General features: G+C 73.5%; 17 protein-coding genes. 5 read left to right on the top strand and 12 right to left on the bottom strand.

Annotated features, from left to right (window positions below; all coding sequences use genetic code 11):
• Positions 1 to 6: 6 nt before the first annotated feature.
• The 6 genes from rbfA to rimP all read right to left on the bottom strand — a co-directional run bounded on the left by rbfA (position 7) and on the right by rimP (position 6,163).
• On the bottom strand, positions 7 to 495 hold the full coding sequence (rbfA, locus tag QSK20_RS04640) for a 30S ribosome-binding factor RbfA (protein WP_285787305.1): 489 nt from the start codon (positions 493 to 495) through the stop codon (positions 7 to 9).
• A 148-nt stretch (positions 496 to 643) separates the two neighbouring features.
• A complete protein-coding gene (locus QSK20_RS04635; RefSeq protein WP_088980146.1) occupies positions 644 to 937 on the bottom strand; it encodes a DUF503 domain-containing protein in 294 nt (97 codons plus the stop codon).
• Between the two features lie 88 nt (positions 938 to 1,025).
• On the bottom strand, positions 1,026 to 4,022 hold the full coding sequence (infB, locus tag QSK20_RS04630) for a translation initiation factor IF-2 (RefSeq protein ID WP_285787304.1): 2,997 nt from the start codon (positions 4,020 to 4,022) through the stop codon (positions 1,026 to 1,028).
• Positions 4,023 to 4,115: 93 nt separating this feature from the next.
• Positions 4,116 to 4,448 carry a YlxR family protein gene (locus QSK20_RS04625; RefSeq protein WP_285787303.1) on the bottom strand — a complete coding sequence of 111 codons (333 nt, stop codon included), beginning with the start codon at positions 4,446 to 4,448 and terminating at the stop codon, positions 4,116 to 4,118.
• Between the two features lie 15 nt (positions 4,449 to 4,463).
• On the bottom strand, positions 4,464 to 5,507 hold the full coding sequence (nusA, locus tag QSK20_RS04620; protein ID WP_088980149.1) for a transcription termination factor NusA: 1,044 nt from the start codon (positions 5,505 to 5,507) through the stop codon (positions 4,464 to 4,466).
• A complete protein-coding gene (rimP, locus tag QSK20_RS04615; protein WP_285787302.1) occupies positions 5,504 to 6,163 on the bottom strand; it encodes a ribosome maturation factor RimP in 660 nt (219 codons plus the stop codon). Before rimP ends, nusA begins: the two co-directional genes overlap by 4 nt.
• Positions 6,164 to 6,442: 279 nt before the next feature.
• On the opposite strand from rimP, the gene QSK20_RS04610 reads away from it, so the two are divergent.
• The 4 genes from QSK20_RS04610 (at position 6,443) to QSK20_RS04595 (ending at position 8,644) form a co-directional block, all read left to right on the top strand.
• Positions 6,443 to 6,844, top strand: a complete 402-nt coding sequence (locus QSK20_RS04610; protein ID WP_502888842.1) for a hypothetical protein — start codon at positions 6,443 to 6,445, stop codon at positions 6,842 to 6,844.
• Positions 6,841 to 7,269, top strand: a complete 429-nt coding sequence (locus QSK20_RS04605) for a ferritin-like domain-containing protein (RefSeq protein ID WP_285787300.1) — start codon at positions 6,841 to 6,843, stop codon at positions 7,267 to 7,269. The genes QSK20_RS04610 and QSK20_RS04605 overlap by 4 nt, the downstream gene beginning before the upstream one ends.
• A 124-nt stretch (positions 7,270 to 7,393) precedes the next feature.
• Positions 7,394 to 7,894, top strand: a complete 501-nt coding sequence (locus QSK20_RS04600; protein ID WP_285787299.1) for a nitroreductase/quinone reductase family protein — start codon at positions 7,394 to 7,396, stop codon at positions 7,892 to 7,894.
• Positions 7,895 to 7,936: 42 nt separating this feature from the next.
• Complete coding sequence (locus tag QSK20_RS04595; RefSeq protein ID WP_285787298.1) at positions 7,937 to 8,644, top strand: nucleotidyltransferase domain-containing protein; 708 nt, start codon at positions 7,937 to 7,939, stop codon at positions 8,642 to 8,644.
• Positions 8,645 to 8,675: 31 nt separating this feature from the next.
• Here QSK20_RS04595 and QSK20_RS04590 read toward each other — a convergent pair whose 3' ends face one another.
• Complete coding sequence (locus QSK20_RS04590) at positions 8,676 to 9,392, bottom strand: VIT1/CCC1 transporter family protein (protein WP_285787297.1); 717 nt, start codon at positions 9,390 to 9,392, stop codon at positions 8,676 to 8,678.
• Complete coding sequence (gene map, locus QSK20_RS04585) at positions 9,389 to 10,246, bottom strand: type I methionyl aminopeptidase (RefSeq protein WP_285787296.1); 858 nt, start codon at positions 10,244 to 10,246, stop codon at positions 9,389 to 9,391. The genes QSK20_RS04590 and map overlap by 4 nt, the downstream gene beginning before the upstream one ends.
• A gap of 98 nt (positions 10,247 to 10,344) precedes the next feature.
• Here map and QSK20_RS04580 point away from each other — a divergent pair, with 98 nt between their 5' ends.
• Positions 10,345 to 10,659 carry an STAS domain-containing protein gene (locus QSK20_RS04580; protein WP_285787295.1) on the top strand — a complete coding sequence of 105 codons (315 nt, stop codon included), beginning with the start codon at positions 10,345 to 10,347 and terminating at the stop codon, positions 10,657 to 10,659.
• A 29-nt stretch (positions 10,660 to 10,688) separates the two neighbouring features.
• Here QSK20_RS04580 and QSK20_RS04575 read toward each other — a convergent pair whose 3' ends face one another.
• The 4 genes from QSK20_RS04575 to QSK20_RS04560 form a co-directional block, all read right to left on the bottom strand.
• Positions 10,689 to 14,354, bottom strand: a complete 3,666-nt coding sequence (locus tag QSK20_RS04575; protein ID WP_285787294.1) for a SpoIIE family protein phosphatase — start codon at positions 14,352 to 14,354, stop codon at positions 10,689 to 10,691.
• 277 nt (positions 14,355 to 14,631) lie between these two features.
• Positions 14,632 to 15,183, bottom strand: a complete 552-nt coding sequence (locus QSK20_RS04570) for a pyridoxamine 5'-phosphate oxidase family protein (RefSeq protein WP_285787293.1) — start codon at positions 15,181 to 15,183, stop codon at positions 14,632 to 14,634.
• 394 nt (positions 15,184 to 15,577) lie between these two features.
• Complete coding sequence (locus QSK20_RS04565) at positions 15,578 to 17,737, bottom strand: putative bifunctional diguanylate cyclase/phosphodiesterase (RefSeq protein ID WP_285787292.1); 2,160 nt, start codon at positions 17,735 to 17,737, stop codon at positions 15,578 to 15,580.
• A 6-nt stretch (positions 17,738 to 17,743) separates the two neighbouring features.
• Positions 17,744 to 18,562, bottom strand: a complete 819-nt coding sequence (locus QSK20_RS04560; protein ID WP_285787291.1) for an SAM-dependent methyltransferase — start codon at positions 18,560 to 18,562, stop codon at positions 17,744 to 17,746.
• Positions 18,563 to 18,652: the final 90 nt, after the last annotated feature.

Below are 18,652 nucleotides of genomic sequence, written 5' to 3'. Positions count from 1 at the left end.
CGTCGGTCACCGCCGGTCCCGGGCGGCCGACGACACGTCGTCGGACTCGTCGGACCCGTCGTTCTCCTCGTCGGACTCGTCGTCGACCCGGTACGGCTGGGCCTCCCCGGCGTACGCCGCCCCGGCGGCGATGCGCTGCACCTCGGCGTCGGCGCTGCGGGCCTGGGCGAGCAGGTCGTCGATGTGCTTGACGTGGTCCTGGACGTTGTCCAGGACGAAGGTCAGGGTCGGCGAGTGCCGCAGCCCGAGCGCCTTGCCGACCGTGCTGCGCAGCATGCCCTTGGCGCTCTCCAACGCCGCGGCGGTGCCGGCCTGCTCGGCGGCGTCCCCGAGCACGGTGTAGAAGACCGTGGCGTCACGCAGGTCGGCGGTGATCCGGGCGTCGGTGATGGTGATCATGCCGAGGCGGGGATCCTTGATCTGGCTCCGCACCACCGACGCGACCAGTTCACGCACCCGTTCGGCGTGCCGGCGTACCTTGGCCGGATCCGTCATCTCCGCCACCTCCACGGCATCGACGTCCCGGTCCGGACCGGGGCGCGGACGCCGCCGGTGACCGGACCGGCCAACAGTTCGAACACTACCCGCGCGACCATACGCGTCACGCCCGAGCACCGGCGGCCCCGGCCGCCGGTGTCCGCCGTCAGTCGTCCGCGCCGTGCAGGCGTCGACGGACCGACAGCAGTTCCACCTCCGGGCGGCCCGCCACCAGGCGCTCGCACGAGTCGAGCACCTCGCGGACGTGGGCCGCCTCCGCGGCCACCACGGCCACGGCTATCTCCGCCCGACCGTGCAGGTCGAGCGCTCCCACCTCGGCGGCCGAGACCTCGAAGCGGCGCAGCGCCGCCACGATCGGCCGTACGTATGATCTCTTGCTCTTGAGCGACCGGGAATCACCCGGCAGCAGCAGGTCGAAGACCGCGGTTCCGGTGAACATCGCCTCGGACGATACCCGCCCACCGGCCCCCATGATCAAGGGGTTTACGCCGGTCCGGCGTAAACCCCTTGATCAGGTGTCCCGAGCGTCAGCTACGGGCCTTCTCGCGCATCTCGAAGGTCTCGATGATGTCGCCGACCTGGACGTTGTTGTAACCACCCAGGGTCAGACCACACTCGAAGCCCTCGCGCACCTCGGTCGCGTCGTCCTTGAACCGCTTGAGCGAGCTGATCGTGAGGTTGTCCGCCACGACCGCGCCGTCGCGCAGCAGCCGAGCCTTGGCGTTCCGCCGCATGATGCCCGACCGGACGATGCAACCGGAGATGTTGCCGACCTTGGACGAACGGAACACGTCGCGGATCTCCGCGGTGCCCAGCTCGACCTCCTCGTACTCCGGCTTGAGCAGGCCCTTGAGCGCTGCCTCGATCTCCTCGATGGCCTGGTAGATGACGGTGTAGTACCGGATCTCCACGCCCTCGCGGTCGGCCATCTCGCGGACCTTGTTGGCGGCCCGCACGTTGAAGCCGATGATCGTGACCGCCTCGGACGAGGCGCTCGCGAGCATGACGTCGCTCTCGGTGATCGCGCCCACGCCCCGGTGGATGATCCGAAGCTGGACCTCCTCCGGGATGTCGAGGTTGAACAGCGCGTCCTCGAGCGCCTCCACGGAACCGGAGACGTCGCCCTTGAGCACCAGGTTGAGCGAGGTCTTCTCGCCCTCCTTGAGCTGCTCCATGAGCGTCTCGAGGGTGGCCCGGCCACGGGAGTTGGCGAAGGACGCCGCCCGCCGCCGTGCCTGCCGCTGCTCGGCGATCTGCCGCACCGTGCGGTCGTCCTCGGCGGCCAGGAAGGTGTCACCCGCACCCGGCACCGCGGTCAGACCGAGCACCAGGACCGGACGTGCCGGACCGGCCTCGACGACCTGGTTGCCGTTCTCGTCGAGCATCGCCCGGACCCGGCCGTGCGCCCCACCGGCGACGATCGAGTCGCCCGCCCGCAGGGTGCCCTTCTGCACCAGCACGGTCGCCACCGCACCACGGCCCTTGTCGAGGTGCGCCTCGATCGCCACACCCTGCGCCGGCCCGTCGATCGGCGCGGTCAGCGACAGCGACGCGTCGGCGGTCAGCAGGACGGCCTCGAGCAGGTCCTCGATGCCGATGCCGGGCTTGGCCGCCACGTTGACGAACATCGTGTCGCCGCCGTACTCCTCGGCGACCAGGCCGTACTCGGTCAGCTGCTGGCGGACCTTGTCCGGGTTGGCCTCCGGCTTGTCGACCTTGTTGACCGCGACCACGATCGGCACGTCCGCCGCCTTGGCGTGGTTGAGCGCCTCGATCGTCTGCGGCATCACGCCGTCGTCGGCCGCGACCACCAGGATCACGATGTCGGTGACCTGGGCACCACGGGCACGCATGGCGGTGAACGCCTCGTGACCCGGGGTGTCGATGAAGGTGATCGCCCGGTCCTCGCCCTCGTGCGGGACGTGGACCTGGTAGGCACCGATGTGCTGGGTGATGCCACCCGCCTCGCCGGCCACGACGTTCGCCTTGCGGATCGCGTCGAGCAGCTTGGTCTTACCGTGGTCGACGTGACCCATGACGGTCACCACCGGCGGACGGCTAACCAGGCGGTCCTCCGCCACCTCGGCGTCGAGGTCGATGTTGAACTGCGCGAGCAGCTCGCGGTCCTCGTCCTCCGGGCTGACGATCTGGACGTTGAAGCCCAGGTGCTCACCCAGCAGCAGCAGGGTGTCGTCGGAGCAGGACTGGGTCGCGGTGACCATCTCGCCCAGGTTGAACATCTCCTGGACCAGCGAACCCGGGTTGGCGTTGATCTTGTCGGCGAAGTCCGACAGCGAGGCGCCACGGGAGAGCCGGACGACCTGACCCTGACCCCGGGGCGCGCCCGAGCTCATGGTCGGAGCCGACAGGTTGTCGAACTCCTGTCTGCGCTGCTTCTTGGACTTGCGGCCACGGGTCGGCCGGCCACCCGGACGCCCGAAGGCACCCGCGGCACCGCCGCCACGGCCGCGACCGCCGCCACCGGGACGACCGCCGCCACCGGCCGGCCCACCGGGCCGGAACCCGCCGCCGGCACCGGCGCCGGCACCGCCGCCGCCACCCGGACCGCCACGGAAGCCACCGCCACCGCCGCCACCGGGACCGCCGCGGAAGCCACCGCCACCGCCGCCACCACCGGGGCCACCGCGGAAGCCACCGCCACCGCCGCCACCGGGACGACCCGCGCCGCCACCGGGACGACCCGCGCCGGGACCACCCGGACGACCGGGACGCTGGCTCGGCATGGAGGCCGGGCTGGGCCGGGGCGGCATGGAGGCCGGACTCGGCCGCGGCGGCATCGAGGCCGGGCTGGGCCGGGGCCCACCGGCGCTGGACGCCGGCGGACGCGGCTGGCCGCCGCCCTGGATACCGAACGGGTTGTTGCCCGCGCCACGGGCCGGCGGACGACCGCCGGGGCCGGGACGACCCGGAGCCGGCGTGCCGGTACGACCGGCGGCCGGCGAACCCGGGCGGGGCGGAATCGCACCCGGACCCGGCCGCGGGCCGGGGCGGTTGGTGCCGTCCGTCGGGGGCTCCCGGCGGACGTTGTCACGCTGCTGCTGCCGGGCGGCCTGCGCGGCCTTGACCGCGGCCTCCTGGTCAGCCTTCAGCTGGGCCGCGCGCGCCTCGGCGGCGGCGACCTCGATGTCGTGGGCACTCGCCGGCTTGGCGACCGGAGTCGCCGAGGGCGGCGGGCCGGGGACCGGTCCCTTCGGCTTCGGACCGGGCACCGCCGGCCGCCGGGGCGGCATCGGCTTGGCCGAGATCCGGGGCTCGCCGGGGATCGGCGGCGGGGTCGGGGTGGGCCTCGGGGCCGGGCTCGGGGTGGCCGCCGCCGGAGCGGACGGCGCCGAGCTCTCGGCCGACGCGACGAATGCGCCCCGCAGACGTCGGGCGACAGGCGCCTCGACGGTGCTGGACGCGGACTTCACGAACTCGCCCATTTCCTTCAGCTTGGCGAGAACTGTCTTACTCTCGACCCCGAGCTCCTTAGCCAGCTCGTGTACGCGGGCCTTACCTGCCACTGCACTCCTCACTCCGAGGTCGTGCGGGCAGCACCCGCAGCGACCTCACTCCTGCACTTGAAGCCTGGTCATTTCAGGGACTTCATCGTGTGCTCATGTCGGTCGTCCTACCTTGCTAGCGACTCCCGTCCGGTCGGGCTGACCGGACGTGGAGCTTGGCGCATCGACGTACTTCGCCAGTTCGCCATGATCGGGAACCCCGGCGACACGCAACGCCCGCCCGAAGGCGCGGCGTCGCACCGCCTGCGCGAAGCAGGCCGGATCCGGGTGCAGGTTCGCCCCTCGACCCGGCAGCCCGCGGGCCGGGTCGGGTCGGAGGCTGTGACCAGCCTCGTCGCCAACCGCGACGATCCGCAGGAGTTCGCTGGCCGGCGCCCGTTTCCGGCAACCCACACAGGTGCGTTCCGGCTGCGCGCGTCGTACCACTGAGAAAGTCTACCCCTAGCTACTCGAGATCGCTCCGCCCGGCTCCGGGACGTGATCAGCACCGCGCCGCCCGGCCGGGGCCGACTGCTCGGCGTCCGACCGGATGTCGATCCGCCAACCGGTCAGACGGGCAGCAAGCCGGGCGTTCTGCCCTTCCCGGCCGATCGCCAGGGAGAGCTGGAAGTCGGGCACGGTGACCCGGGCCGTCCGGGTGGCCAGGTCGACCACCTCGACCCGGAGCGCCTTGGCCGGCGACAGCGCGTTGCCCACGAAGGTCGCCGGATCGTCCGACCAGTCGATGATGTCGATCTTCTCGCCGTGCAGTTCGCTCATCACGGCGCGGACCCGCTGCCCCATCGGTCCGATGCAGGCGCCCTTGGCGTTGACCCCGGGCGTGGTGGAACGGACCGCGATCTTCGTACGGTGACCCGCCTCACGCGCGATGGCGCTGATCTCGACGGTGCCGTCGGCGATCTCCGGCACCTCCAGGGCGAAGAGTTTCTTCACCAGCGCCGGGTGGGAGCGGGACAGGGTGATCTGCGGGCCCCGCATGCCCTTGGCCACGTGCACCACCACGCAGCGGATCCGCTCGCCGTGCCGGGGGTGCTCACCGGGCACCTGCTCGGACTGGGGCAGAACGCCCTCCAGCTTGCCCAGGTCGACGCTGATGATGCCCTTCTCGGCGCGGGCCTCGTGCGCCTGGACCACACCGGTGACCAGGTCACCGTCACGTCCCACGTACTCGCCGAAGTGCACCTCGTCGGTGGCCTCCCGCAGCCGCTGGAGGATCACCTGCTTGGCGGTCATCGCGGCGATCCGACCGAAGTCGTGCGGAGTGTCGTCGACCTCCCGGACCACGGTGCCGTCGGGGTCCAGCTCCTGGGCGTACACCAGGGCCTGGCCGGTCTTGCGGTCGATCTCCACCCGGGCGTGCGACTGGGCGCCCTCGGTGTGCCGGTACGCGGTCAGCAGCGCGGTCTCGATCGCCGCGAGGATCGTGTCGAACGGGATCTCCCGCTCGCGCTCCAGTGCGCGCAGCGCCGCGAGGTCGATGTTCACCTCTCCTCGTCCTCCACATCATCTTCGTCGTCGATGTCGTCGCCGGCCTCGTCGGTGGCGTCGAACTCTTCCGCCTCGTCGATCTCGTCGAGGCGGTTGAACTCGACCTGCACCCGCCCGGGGCCGAGTTCGGCATAGGTCCACTCCGCGCGCTCGCCGTCCACGTCGAGCACCACCCGCTCGCCGTCCGCCTCGAGCACCCGTCCGGTGACCTGGCGGTCCCCGGGCTGCCCGGCGCGCTGTTCCGGCACGGCGGCCCGGGCCGTCACCCGCACCAGCCGGCCGACGTTGCGGCGCCAGTGGCGGGGCAGGGTGAGCGGGCGGTCCACGCCCGGGGAACTCACCTCGAGCTGGTACTCCCCCGCGACGATGTCGCCGCTCGCCTCCTCCGCCGCGTCCAGCGCCGAGGAGACCGCCCGGGAGACGTCGGCCACCGCGTCCAGGCTGACGCCCCGGTCACCGTCGACGATCACCCGGACCACGTGCCGGCGTCCGGCCCGCGAGACGGAAAGATCCTCCAGGTCGTACCCGGCGGCGACCACCACCGGTTCGATCACGGCCCGCAGCCGGGACCGGCGGGCGGCGAGATCCCCGCGCGGCGCACCGGTGGGACGGGGTCTCCCCGTCGGCCTGGTGGCACGGCCACGCTGCGTCATCTCGCGCACCCCTCTCGACTCGACGGCGCCCGGCCGGGCAGCCACGGCGACACGCCACCGGCGCGGTTCGCCACCGGTGGCTGCGCAGAGCGTAACGCGCCGTCGGCCGGACCGGCCGGGCGGCGCACCGACGCCGTTGCCCGCGAACGGTAGCGGATGGTGTTGACTTGTCCGGTGGGGATTCGCAGAGCAACACAGCGCGACGGAACGGCCGGACATTCCCGGCGAAAGGTACTGCGTACCGGTGCCCTCCTGGTCCTCGGCGGAGCCACCGTCCCGGTGGCTGGCTGCGGACTCCTCGACCGGAACGACCCTCCGCCACCACCCGACCCGCTCCGGCCCCTGGTCGACGGCGCGCTCGCCCTGGCGGCCCGGTACCGGGCCGCGATCGGCGCCGATCCGGCGCTCACCGCGCGACTCACCCCGATCGCCGACGCGCACCAGGCGCACGCCGTCGAGCTGGCCGCGGCGATCGGTGTGGTCCTCCCCTCGCCCAGCCCGGTCGCGTCGACCGCCGCGCCCGACGGGGACGCCGCCACCGTCCTCGCCGAGTTGCGCGCGGCCGAGGAGCGCGGACGCGCGGAGGCGGCGACGTTCTGCGCGCAGGCCCCGGCCGACCGGGCCGCCCTGGTCGGGTCGATCGCGGCGGCACGCGCCACGCACGCGGAGGTGCTGCGGTGACCGCCGAGGAGGCGCTCGGCGCCGCGCTGACCGCCGAGTACGCGGCGATCTTCGCGTACGGGCCGATCGGGGTACGACTCACCGACGCCGCCCGGCGGGCCGCCCGGGAGGCGGAGTCCGCGCACCGGCGTCGCCGCGACGACCTGGTGCTGCGGCTGAGCACCGGCACCGGTGCCGTCCCGGCCGACCGGGCCGGCTACGCGCTGCCCTACCCGGTCACCGACGCCGCGAGCGCACTGCGACTGGCGGTCGAGGTGGAGGAACGCACCGCCGGGTACTGGCGGGCGGCGCTGGCGGCCACCACCGACGCGGAACGCACCCTGGCCCTGGCGGCGCTGACCGACTGCGCGCTCCGGGCGACCCGCTGGCGGCGCACCGCCGGCATCTCGCCGGCGACCGTCCCGTTCCCCGGCCGCCCCGCCTGACCCGGCGGTCCCGCTGGCCCCGGTCGCCCCGGTAGGACCCGGTCGTCTCCGCCGACCCGGCCGGCCCGGCCGGCGTCGGGTGTCCCTGCTGACACCGGCGACGCCGGCCGGCAGACTGGGCGGCGTGTCCGTACTGGGAACCCTCGCCCGTCGTCTCGGGCACCGACGCTGGTTCGCCGCGGCCGGTCGCCTGCTCGTCCCCGCCGACCGGCTGGTCGGACGGCTCACCCGGGGCCGGGTGGTCGCCCTCGGGCTGATCCCGTCCCTGGTCATCACCACCACCGGCCGTCGCTCCGGCCGGCCGCGCAGCAACCCGTTGCTGTACGTGCCGGACGGGGACGGGTACGTGGTGGTCGGGTCGAACTGGGGACAGCCGAGTCAACCGGCCTGGGCGTTGAACCTGCTCGCCGAGCCGTCCGCCGAGGTGACCCTCGCCGGACGCCGGAACCCGGTGCGGGCCGAGCTGGCCACCGGCACCGAACGGGAGCGGCTCTGGCGGCTCCTGGAGACCGAGTGGCCGGCCTACCGCACGTACGCGCAGCGGGCCGGCGACCGGGAGATCCGTGTCTTCCGGCTCGTCCCCACGGGCGCGGCGGGAACCGGCGGGGTCACCCCCGCCGACTAGGGTGGGCCGGGACCGCGACGCACGCAGTGAGGTGATGGGCGGGTGGACCCGTACGACGACCCCCGGTGGCGGGTGGCGGAACGGGTGGCCGCGGCGCTGACCCGCCGGTTCCCCGCCGACGTGCTCGCCGTGGCGGTGCACGGCCCGCTCGCGCACGCCGACGACGACGGTGGCGGGACGGGCGAGGTGGGCCTGCTGGTGGCGACCTACCGGCCCGACTCCGGACCCCGGTCGACCAGCCGTCGGGTCGACGGGGTGCTGGTGGAGCTGACCGTCACCGGGTCGGCGGAGTACGTGCGCGAGGCGCGGACCCTGTCGCCCCGGTGGCCGCTGACCGCCGACCGGTACGTCACCACCCGGCCGTTGCACGACCCGACCGGCTGGCTGCCCAAGCTCCGCGACGAGCACCTGGGCCGGCTGGCCCGGGCCCGGCCGGCCGAGTTCAGCGCCGCCGCCCGGCAGGCGTGGTACAAGGGTTCGGCGGCGCACGCCCGGGCCGCCCGGCTGGCCGAGTGGTACGAGACCGACCAGGCGCTGCTCATGCTCGCTGAGGCGCGGCTCGCCGCGGCCACCGTGTCCGGGCTGCTCAGCCGGACGTACTTCCGGGACGCGGGGGACGCGGTACGACGTACCGGCCTCGCCGGGGCGGACATGACCGAGGTCGGCGCGGTGCTGCGGCGGCAGGCCGGCGAGCTGACCGCCCGGGGACGGCCGGTGGACGGGACCGTGGACGACCTGCTCGACGGCTGACCGGGGAGTTGACGACGTCGTGGGCGGAGGGTCAGCCGATTCCGCCCTGTACGCCGATCAGCGACCCGATCAGGTACGTCGCGACGGCCGCCGCCGCGCCGAGGAGGAGCTGCCGCAGCCCGCTGGTCCACCAGGGCCGGTCGGTGAACCGGGCGACGACGGCCCCGGCGACGAAGAGCCCCGCCCCGCCCACCGCGAGGGCCAGCCAGAGACTGGTGAAACCGACCAGGTAGGTCAGGAGCGGGACCAGCGCGCCGACCGAGAAGAAGACGAACGACGAGAACGCCGCCGTCCACGGGCTGGGCTGGTCGTCCGGGTCGACGCCCAACTCCTCCCGGACGTGCACCCGCAGCGCCTCCTCCGGGTTTCGGCGGATCGCCTCGGCGACCTCCCGTGCCAGGTCGTACGGGAGCCCCCGGGCCGCCCACGCGTCGGCCAGCTCCTGGGCCTCCGCCTCGGGGTGCCGTTCCAGCTCCCGGCGTTCCTTGGCGACCTCGGCGGCGACCTGCTCGTTGGCGGAGCGGACGCTGGTGTACTCGCCGAGCCCCATGGAGATCGCCCCGGCGACCAGCCCGGCGGTGCCGGTGAGCACGACGGCCCGGGGCGAGACGCCGCCACCGCCCACGCCCGCGATCAGGGCGATGTTGGTGACCAGGCCGTCCATCGCGCCGAAGACCGCCGGACGCAGCCAGCCGCCGGAGACGTCCGCGTGGTGCCCCTCCCGCAGGGCCGCCGGTGTGTCGGTCACGGCAGGGTGAGGATCTCGTGCCCGGTCTCGGTGACCACGACGGTGTGCTCGAACTGGGCGGTCCACCTGCGGTCCTTGGTGACCACGGTCCAGCCGTCGTCCCACATGTCGTACAGGTGCGTGCCGAGGGTGATCATCGGCTCGATGGTGAAGGTCATCCCGGGCTCCATCACGTCGGTGGGGCGCGGGCTGTCGTAGTGCGGCACGTACAGGCCGCTGTGGAAGGCCTCCCCGATGCCGTGCCCGGTGAAGTCACGGACGACGCCGTAGCCGAAACGCTTGGCGTACGACTCGATGACGCGGCCGATGACGTTGATCTGACGGCCGGGCGCGACCGCGCGGATGCCGCGCATCATCGCCTCGTGGGTCCGCTCGACCAGCAGCCGGGCCTCCTCGCCGACCTCGCCGACGCCGAAGGTGGCGTTGGTGTCCCCGTGCACCCCGCCGATGTACGCGGTGACGTCGACGTTGACGATGTCGCCGTCGTGCAGCACCGTCGAGTCCGGGATCCCGTGGCAGATCACCTCGTTGAGGCTGGTGCAGCAGGACTTGGGGAAGCCCCGGTAGCCCAGGGTGGACGGGTAGGCGTCCTGGTCGACCAGGAACTCGTGGACCACCCGGTCGATCTCGTCGGTGGTCACGCCGGGCTTGCAGTGCTCACCGGCGAGCTGCACCGCCTGCGCGGCGATCCGTCCGGCGACACGCATCCGCTCGACTATCTCCGGGGTCTGCACGTGCGAGCCGCGCCACTCCTGGGGGCGCTTCTTGCCCACGTACTCGGGTCGGCGGATGTGCGACGGCACCGGTCGCCACGGAGAGAGCGTGCCTGGGGTCAACGGCGCACGGACGGTCATCCCGCAAGCCTATCGCCGCCTCACCGGGAGCCGACACGCAGCGGGCCGTGCCCCGGGCGGCTGTTGCCCGCACCCGGGCGCTGTGCCATCGTGTCACCGTGGATCAAGGGGGAAGCACTCCCGTCTTCGCTGCCACCGCGCAGGTCGACGGTGATCACCTCCGGGTCGTCGTCACCGGTGAGGTCGACATGGCGACGGCCGACACCATGCTCCAGACCGCGCTGCGGGAGCCGGCCCGACGGTTGACCCTGGACCTGCGGGCGGTCACCTTCTTCGACTCCGCCGCCATCTACGCCGTGGTCCAGCTCGCCAGACGGTTCCCCGGCACGCTGGCCGTGCTGCCGTCCCGCCAGGTGCGCCGGGTGCTCGAGATATCCGGCCTCGCCGGCCAGGACTGGTTCGACCGGAGCTGACCGGCCCGCACACCGCCCCGGCCGCCGGGTCAGTCCGCCAGCCGCCGGCGCAGGATCACCTCCGTGCCGCTCTCGGTACGGTTCACCGAGAGGTCCCCGAGCGCGCGGATCAGGGAGAGCCCACGCCCCCGGAAGGCCGACCCGGACGACTGCCGCCACTGACCTCTGTCCCGGACGGTGACGCTGACCGTCCGGTCCTCGATGGTCACCTCCACGTCGATCACCGACTCGATCGGCGCCACCGGATGCTCCATCGCGTTCGCCGCCGCCTCGGAGACCGCCACGGTCAGGTCGAACAGGTCCGTCTCGCCGACGTCGTGGGCGACGAGGAAGTCCTCCACCCGCTTACGCAGCACGCTCAACCGGGCCGGGTCGGCGGGCAGCCGCATGGCGAAGCGGTCCTGCTCCGCCACCTCCAGGGCGAGCACCGCCACGTCGTCGCGGCGGGGACTCTCGACGACCCGCTCGACGACCGAGTCCACCAGGTCGGCGACGTGCCCGCCGAAGCCCGCCACGTCCGACCTGAGCTGCGCCAACCCGACGTCGATACCGAGGTGCCGGTCCTCGATCAGGCCGTCGGTGTAGAGCAGGAGCCGGCACCCCGCGTCCAACGTCCCCGTCTCCGTCCGGTACGACGTGTCGGGGATGGCGCCGACCGGCGGGCCCAGGGCGCGGTCGTGCAGGAACGCCACGTCGCCTCCTCGGATCAGGAGCGGGGACGGATGGCCTGCGCTGGCGTACCGCAACCGCCCGGTTCGGGGATTGAAACAGAGACAGACGACAGTCGCGAACGAGCGCCGCTCGACGGAGCCGACCAACCGGTTGAGCCGGGTCAGCGACTCGCCCGGGTCGAAGCCCTCCAGCACGTACGCGCGCAACGCGTTGCGGAGCTGCCCCATGGCCGCGGCGGCCTGCACGCCCTTGCCCACCACGTCCCCGATGACCAGCACCAGTTCGCCGTCGACCTCGATCACGTCGTACCAGTCGCCGCCGACCTCGACGTCACCGCTGCCGGGCAGGTAACGGCTGGCCACCACCGCGCCGGGCAGTTGCGGCAGGGTGCGGGGCAGCAGGCTGTGCTGGAGGGTGGTGGCGATCCGGTGCTCCGCCTCGTACAGCTTGGCGTTCTCCAGCCGTACGCCGATCAGCCGGGCCAGTTCGGTGAGCGCGGCCTGGTCGGCGTCGGCACCGGTCCCGTGCCGACGCCAGATCCGCAGCTCGCCGAGGGGTTCGCCGGTGGTGCCGGCCAACGGCAGGACGACCGACGGGTCACCGGAGGAGTCGCCGCCCCCGTCCGCCTCGTACCGGGCGTCGGCGGTGGTGACCACGGCCCGCGCCGCGTCGACCAGGGAGAGCGCGTGCCCGGCGGCGACGGCGACCACCTCGGCGGTGGTGCGGGCGGTGTTGATCGCCACCGCCGCGTCGGCCAGGGCCCGCAGTCGTTGGATGGTCTGCCCACGCAACTGCCCGAGCTCGACGTTCGCCCGGACCCGGGCGATCAGCTCCTGCCCGGAGAAGGGCTTGGTCAGGTAGTCGTCGGCGCCGACGGAGAGCCCGGCCACCGCCTCGGCCGAGCCGGCCCGGGCGGAGAGCAGCACGATCGGCACGTGCCGGGTACGCGGATTCCCCCGCAGCGCGGTGACCAGGCCGAACCCGTCCAGCCCCGGCATCATCACGTCGGTCAGCACCAGGTCGAACCGGGTGGTCTCGACCGCCTCCAGGGCGGCGACGCCGTCCGCGACCGCCACGACCTCCCAGGACGGGGCGAGCAGCCGGGTGACGTGTTCCCGCAGGTCGGCGTTGTCGTCGACGACCAGGATCCGGCCCGCCCGCGGCCCGCCCCGGCCGGTCCCGCCGGACGGGGGCGGCTCGGCGGCCCAGTAGGCGACCTCGGAGACGTACGACCGGGCGCGTGTGGACTCGGGAAGCGGGGACGGGCCGGCGACGACCCGGTCGGCCGGCAGGTGCGCGGAACCGAACGGCAGGGTGACGGTGAAGGTGCTTCCCGCACCCGCCCGGCTGGTCACGCCCACCTCGCCGCCGTGCATCCCCACCAGCTCACGAACCAGGGCCAGACCGATCCCCGTCCCCTCGTGGCTGCGGGAGCGCGCCCCGGACACCCGGTGGAACCGCTCGAAGACGTGCGGCAGCTCGTCGCCGGGAATGCCGACTCCGGTGTCGGTCACCTCCAGGCGCGCCCCGCCCGACACCGCCCGGACGCGGACCCGGATCTCCCCGTCGAAGGTGAACTTCACCGCGTTGGAGACCAGGTTGAACACGACCTTCTCCCACATGTCCCGGTCGACGAAGACCGGCGCGGGCAGCGGCGGGCAGTCCACGGTCAGCCGCAACCCGGCCCGCTCGACGGCGGAGCGGAAGGTGCTGGTCAGCCGGGCCGTGTGGTCGGCCAGGTCGGTGGGACGGTAGTCGGCGCCGAGCCGGCCGGACTCCAGCCGGGAGAAGTCCAGGACGGTGTTGACCAGCTTGAGCAGGCGCAGCGCGTTGCGGTGCATCACGGTGAGCCGCTCGGTGTGGCCGACCGGCAGGTCCGGGTCGGCGAGCATGTCCTCCAGCGGCCCGAGCACCAGGGTCAGCGGGGTACGGAACTCGTGGCTGACGTTGGCGAAGAAGGTCGTCTTCGCCCGGTCCAGCGCGGCCAGCTCGGCGGCGCGGGCCCGCTCCTGCTCGTACGCCCGCTGCCGGGCCACCGCCCGGGACACCTGCGCCGCGACGAGATCGAGGAAGGTGCGGTACTCGGCGGTCAGCGGGACCCGCTCGGCGACGCCGAGGACGAGTGCCCCGACGGTCTCGTTGGCCGCGAGAACCGGAAGCGCCAACGCTCGCGTGGCCGTGCCGGCCGGCGCCGGGTCGACCAGGTCGGCGACGTCGACCGGCCGGGCGTCGGCACCGGCGAGCACCCGCCGGACCGCCTCCGGCAGCGCCTGGGCGGGCACCAGCCGGTCGGGGTCGACGCCGCTGCACCCGGCCAGGGTGACCCCGGCGGTGGCATCGGTCAGGTAGAGCAGACCCAGCGGGACGTCCGCGTGGTGTGCGTCGAGCACCGCGGCCGTGGCCCGCCCCAGGTCGACCCCGTCCTCGACGTCGGTGAGGCGGGAGCCGAGGTCGGCCAGGGCACGCAGGCGGCGCTCCCCGAGCACCCGGCCGGTGGTCTCGTTGACGATGCAGTACACCCCGCCGATCGAGCCGTCGTCGACCCAGACCGGGTCGTAGGAGACGTCGAAGAAGACCTCTTCCAGGAAGCCGTGCCGGCGCAGCAGGAAGAGTCGGTCCTCGGCCCGGTACGACTCGCCGGTACGGCGGACGCCGTCCAGCAGCGGTCCGAGGTCGGGCCAGGTCTCGGACCAGTGCACCCGGGCCGGTTGGCCGAGGGCGTACGGGTGCTTGGTGCCGATGGTCGGCAGGTAGGCGTCGTTGTAGAAGGCCCGCTGGTCGTCGCCCCAGAACATCACGATCTGGGCCTTGGAGGTGAGCATCATGGCGACCGCGTCGACCAGCGCCGGGGGCCACTGCTCCGGGGGGCCGACCGGGTTGTCGGTCCAGTCGAGATCGCGGATCCGGGCGCCCATCTCACCGCCGGCCGCGACGGCAGCCGTCAACTGTGGGGGTAGTCCTCCCCCACCGGTGCTGCCCGTCGATGGGCCGCGCTCGTCCACGCCCCCCTGGGCCGAGCCCATGCTGCCTCCCGCTCCGGCCGCGTCCGGCGCGCCCCTGAACCATCGCCCGCCCGTGCCCCGGCTTGTACCCAAGCGGAACAGCAACGTAACGCATACCGTCCGCGCGACGCTGGTTACCCGGACCTCGTCCGGAGGCCGGTCGAGGGCCCGGCCTCCGCCCGCTGCCCGGCACGCCGGTCGATCACCGGATCGTGGGCCGGCACGGCGGGTGCGACGGGGGCTCGTCGGCCCGCCCTCCCACGGTGGGCGACGGCCGGAAGGGCGGGGGGGGGGACGGTCAGAACACCGGCAGGCCGTCGATGCTCGCGGCGTTCTTCGTCGCCCGGTACACCACCAGGTCCTCGGTCGTCCGGCGGGAGTGGTTGGTGAGCAGCATGTCCCGGTCGCCCTGGTACTCCATCACCGGCACGGAGAAGCCGCAGGAGTCGGAGACCCGGTGGACCTCGACGGTGACGACCGCCCGGACGGCGTGCAGGTCGGGCGGGTCGGGGAAGTCGGCGAGCCGGGTGGCGAAGTCGGACGTGTCCACCGCGACGGTGTCGCCCCGCCCGTGCAGCCGTACGACCTTGGGCGGGCCGGCGAAGGCGCAGAACATCAGCGTGATCCGGCCGTTGTCCCGCAGGTGGGCGATGGTCTCCGCGCCGCTGCCGTGGTAGTCGAGGTAGGCCACCCGGTGCGGGCCGAGGACCACGAAGGTGCCCCGCATGCCCTTCGGCGACACGTTGACGTGCCCGTCCACCGAGGTGGGGGCGGTCGCCACGAAGAAGACCGGCTGCGCCTCGATGAACGCGCGCAGCCGTCCGTCGATCTCGGGGTACACCTTGCCCATGTCGTCCATCGTCCCACCGGCGCGTCGTCCCCGACGCCCCGGACCCGCCGGGCGGGACCCGGGCCCGCCGCCGCCAAAATGCCTTGCCGGCCCATTGACACGAAGCGCATCCTTGACCTCGTGACCAGGCCCGATCCCGGGCCACCGCCGGGCACTCGGAACCCCGGCACCGCGGCGGCGCGGGGCGTCGGTCACCTCTCTCTCACCGGTACGGCGATCCGCCGTACCCGACAACCGCCCCGCGCCGCCGCACCCGGGGACGGTCCGCCGGCCGGTGTGCCTCCGCGCCGCCGGCGCCCGCCTCCGTCATGGGGACGAGGTCGACGTGCCCGGACCGGCCGGGGCGGGTCGGCTCCTCGCCGACCGCGCCGCCGCACCGTCGGTGTGGACCACGTCACCGGTCGCCGCGCAGCCGGGCGGTGATCTCGTCGGCTGGCACGGGTGCGCCGAAGAACCTCCCCTGCCCGGTGTCGCAGCGCAGCGCGCGGAGCCGTTCGGCCTGCACCGCCGTCTCCACCGCCTCGGCGGTCACCCAGAGCTCCACCGCGTGCGCCAGCCGCACCAACGCGTCGACGATCCGCTCGTCCCGGTGCCCGGCCGGTGAGTCCGGTCCGTCGGCCCGGATCCCCTCCACGAACGGCCCGGCCAGCTTCAGCGAGTGGATCGGCAGTTTCCGCAGGTACGCCAGATTCGAGTACCCGGTGCCGAAGTCGTCGATGGCGAGTCGCACACCGAGGTCGGCGAGGCGGTGCAGGGACCGCAGCGGTTCCCCCGCCGTGCCCATCACCGCGCTCTCGGTCAGCTCCAGCTGGAGCAGGTCGGCGGGGAGGCCGCTGGTGGCGAGCGCCTCCGCGACGGTGGCCACGATCTCCGGATCCTCCGCCTGCCGGGCGGCGAGATTGACACTGACCACCAGTCGGGCCTCGGGATACCCGGTCAGCCAGGCGTGGGCGTCCCGGCAGGACCGGCCGAGCACCCAGCGGCCGAGCTGCACGATCAGACCGGTCTCCTCGGCCAGGCCGATGAACGCGTCCGGCCCGAGCAGGCCCAGTTCCGGGTGCTGCCAGCGGACGAGCGCCTCGACGGCGACCATGGTCGAGTCGAGCAGCGAGACGATCGGTTGGTAGTGGACCACGAACTCGCCCCGCTCCAGCGCCGCCGGAAGGCTCGCGACCAGCGCGGATCGCGCGATGTCGCGCGCGCCACGCTCCGGGTCGTAGACCGCCCACCGGCCCCGGCCCTCCGCCTTGGCCCAGTAGAGCGTGGTGTCGGCGGCCTTCATCAGCTCCGACACGCTGGTCTCGCCGACCGCGCAGTCGACGATGCCGATGCTCGCCGAGACGGCGAGCTGCTGCCCGGCGACGTGCACCGGGGCGGCCACCGCCGTCAGGGCGGTCTCCGCGACGCCGACCGCGCGGTCGGCGTCGCCGCCGTCGACCAGGATGACGAACTCGTCCCCGCCCATCCGGGCGACCAGGTGCCCGTGTTCGGCGACGCAGTTCGCCAGCCGCTGGGCGATCACCACCAGCAGCCGGTCGCCGAGGTCGTGCCCGAGGCTGTCGTTGATCGCCTTGAAGCCGTCCAGGTCGAGGAAGCAGATCCCCACCCGGTGCTCCGGGGCGGCCTGGGCGAACAGGCCGCCGAGGGTCTCGAAGAACAGCGTCCGGTTGGGCAGGCCGGTCAGCGGGTCGTGCAGCGCCTGGAAGCGGAGCCGCTGCTGGAGTTCGTGCCGGTCGGTGATGTCCTCGATCATCGCCACGGTGAACCTCGGCCGACCGTCGTCGTGCCGGATCAGGGACACGGCCAGGTCGGTCCAGACGACGCTGCCGTCCTTGCGGTGGTAGCGCTTCTCCACCCGGACCGCGTCGTGCCGGCCGGTGACCAGGTCCTGGTACAGCTCCCACATCCCGGCCGCGTCGTCGGTGTGGAACAACGCGGCCACGTTGGTCTCCCGTAGCTCCGCCGGGGTGTAGCCGAGCATGTCCGCGAAGGACTGGTTGACGTCGATGATCTGGCCGTCGGTGCCGGCGATGCCGATCCCGATCGCCGCGCCGGTGAAGACCGCCCGGAACCGGGCCTCGCTGTCGCGGAGCGCCTGCTCCACGTCGTCCCGGGCCTGCCACGCGGACCGGGCGATCCGTTCCTGCTGGGTGAAGGTCCGGTCGCGCAGCGCCCCGGCGAACCCGGCGGCGAGCGCGCCCTGCAGCGCGGCGACCCGGTCGACGGCGTCCGGGACGTCCCGCTGCTCGGGCAGAACCTCGGCGAGGAACCGGGCGCCGAGCGCGTGCACCGACCAGTCGAGCACCCGGGGTTCGGTCAGATGCGCCTCGACCAGCGACCGCCCGACGTCCCGGGCCGGTTGCGGCGTGAAGACGTCGGCCCGGGCCGCCTGGGCCAGCCGTACCGTGTGCAGCAGCAACAGTCGCTCGGTCTCGTCCGCGCTCAGCGGCACGAACCCCAGCCGCCGCACCGACCGGGCCCAGTCGGCGGCGTACCGCCGGGCTCCGGCGTGGCGCAGCCCCTCCTCGTCCGGTCCCCCGGTGGAGCCGCTCACCGTCGCCTAGCCGGCGGTACGGTCGTTCCGGGCGACCGCGCCGAACGCGCCGAACCGCTCCGGGCGCCCGTCCACGTCCGACGGCGAGTCGGGCCGCCACAGCGGCATGTGCACCACCCCGGGGTCGAGGATCGTCCAGTCACCGAAGAACGCGGCGACCTCGACCCGCGACCGCAGGGTGATCTCCGTGTCGGTGCGCGACGAGAGCCGCTGCGCGTCCAGCATCTCCGGCGGCTGGTCCTCGAAGGTGGAGTGCGAGACGACCAGGAAGCTGCCGGGCGCGGCGGCGGCCCGCAGGGTGGCCAGGAGCTCGGCCGGGCGGTCCGCGTCCGGGACGAAGTGCACCACCCCGGCCAGGAGGATGCCCACCGGACGGTCGAGGTCGACCAGACCGGAGGCGCGGGCCTCGGCGAGGATCCGCTCCGGTTCGCGCAGGTCGGCGTGGAGCACCCCGGCCCGCTCGTTGCCGGCGAGCAGTTCCCGGCTGTGTGCCACCGCCACCGGGTCGATGTCCACGTAGAGCACCCGGGCCGCCGGGTTCGCGGCCTGGGCGACCTCGTGCACGTTGCCCACGGTCGGGATGCCGGAGCCGATGTCCAGGAACTGGTCGATGCCGGCGTCGAGCAGCACCCGCACCGCCCGACGCAGGAACTCCCGTCCGGCCCGCATGGTGGCGGGCAGGTTCGGGGTCATGGCCGCGATCTGCTCGGCGAGCTGCCGGTCGACCTCGAAGTTGTGGGCGCCGCCGAGGAAGTAGTCGTACACCCGGGCCGCGCTCGGGCGGCTCAGGTCGATCCCGGCGGGCGTTCCGTCCGGCTGCTGCATCGTCCACCCCAGTCCGTGGCCGTGGGTCGCCGGCGAACCACCGTCCACGACTCGGGTGGCCACCGACAGACCCGCAGGTCGTGTGGTGTG

The organism is Micromonospora sp. NBRC 101691 (assembly GCF_030269285.1).
In the GTDB taxonomy this organism is placed as follows: domain Bacteria; phylum Actinomycetota; class Actinomycetes; order Mycobacteriales; family Micromonosporaceae; genus Micromonospora; species Micromonospora echinospora.
This window is presented reverse-complemented; position numbering and strand designations above follow the sequence as displayed.

Bases quoted from the DNA above. Each gene is read 5' to 3' on its own strand.
- rimP (WP_285787302.1), bottom strand. From the start codon at position 6,163: ATGACGCAGCGTGGCCGTGCCACCAGGCCGACGGGGAGACCCCGTCCC.
- rbfA (WP_285787305.1), bottom strand. From the start codon at position 495: ATGACGGATCCGGCCAAGGTACGCCGGCACGCCGAACGGGTGCGTGAA.
- QSK20_RS04575 (WP_285787294.1), bottom strand. From the start codon at position 14,354: ATGGGCTCGGCCCAGGGGGGCGTGGACGAGCGCGGCCCATCGACGGGC.
- QSK20_RS04570 (WP_285787293.1), bottom strand. From the start codon at position 15,183: ATGGGCAAGGTGTACCCCGAGATCGACGGACGGCTGCGCGCGTTCATC.
- QSK20_RS04560 (WP_285787291.1), bottom strand. From the start codon at position 18,562: ATGCAGCAGCCGGACGGAACGCCCGCCGGGATCGACCTGAGCCGCCCG.
- map (WP_285787296.1), bottom strand. From the start codon at position 10,246: ATGACCGTCCGTGCGCCGTTGACCCCAGGCACGCTCTCTCCGTGGCGA.
- QSK20_RS04635 (WP_088980146.1), bottom strand. From the start codon at position 937: ATGTTCACCGGAACCGCGGTCTTCGACCTGCTGCTGCCGGGTGATTCC.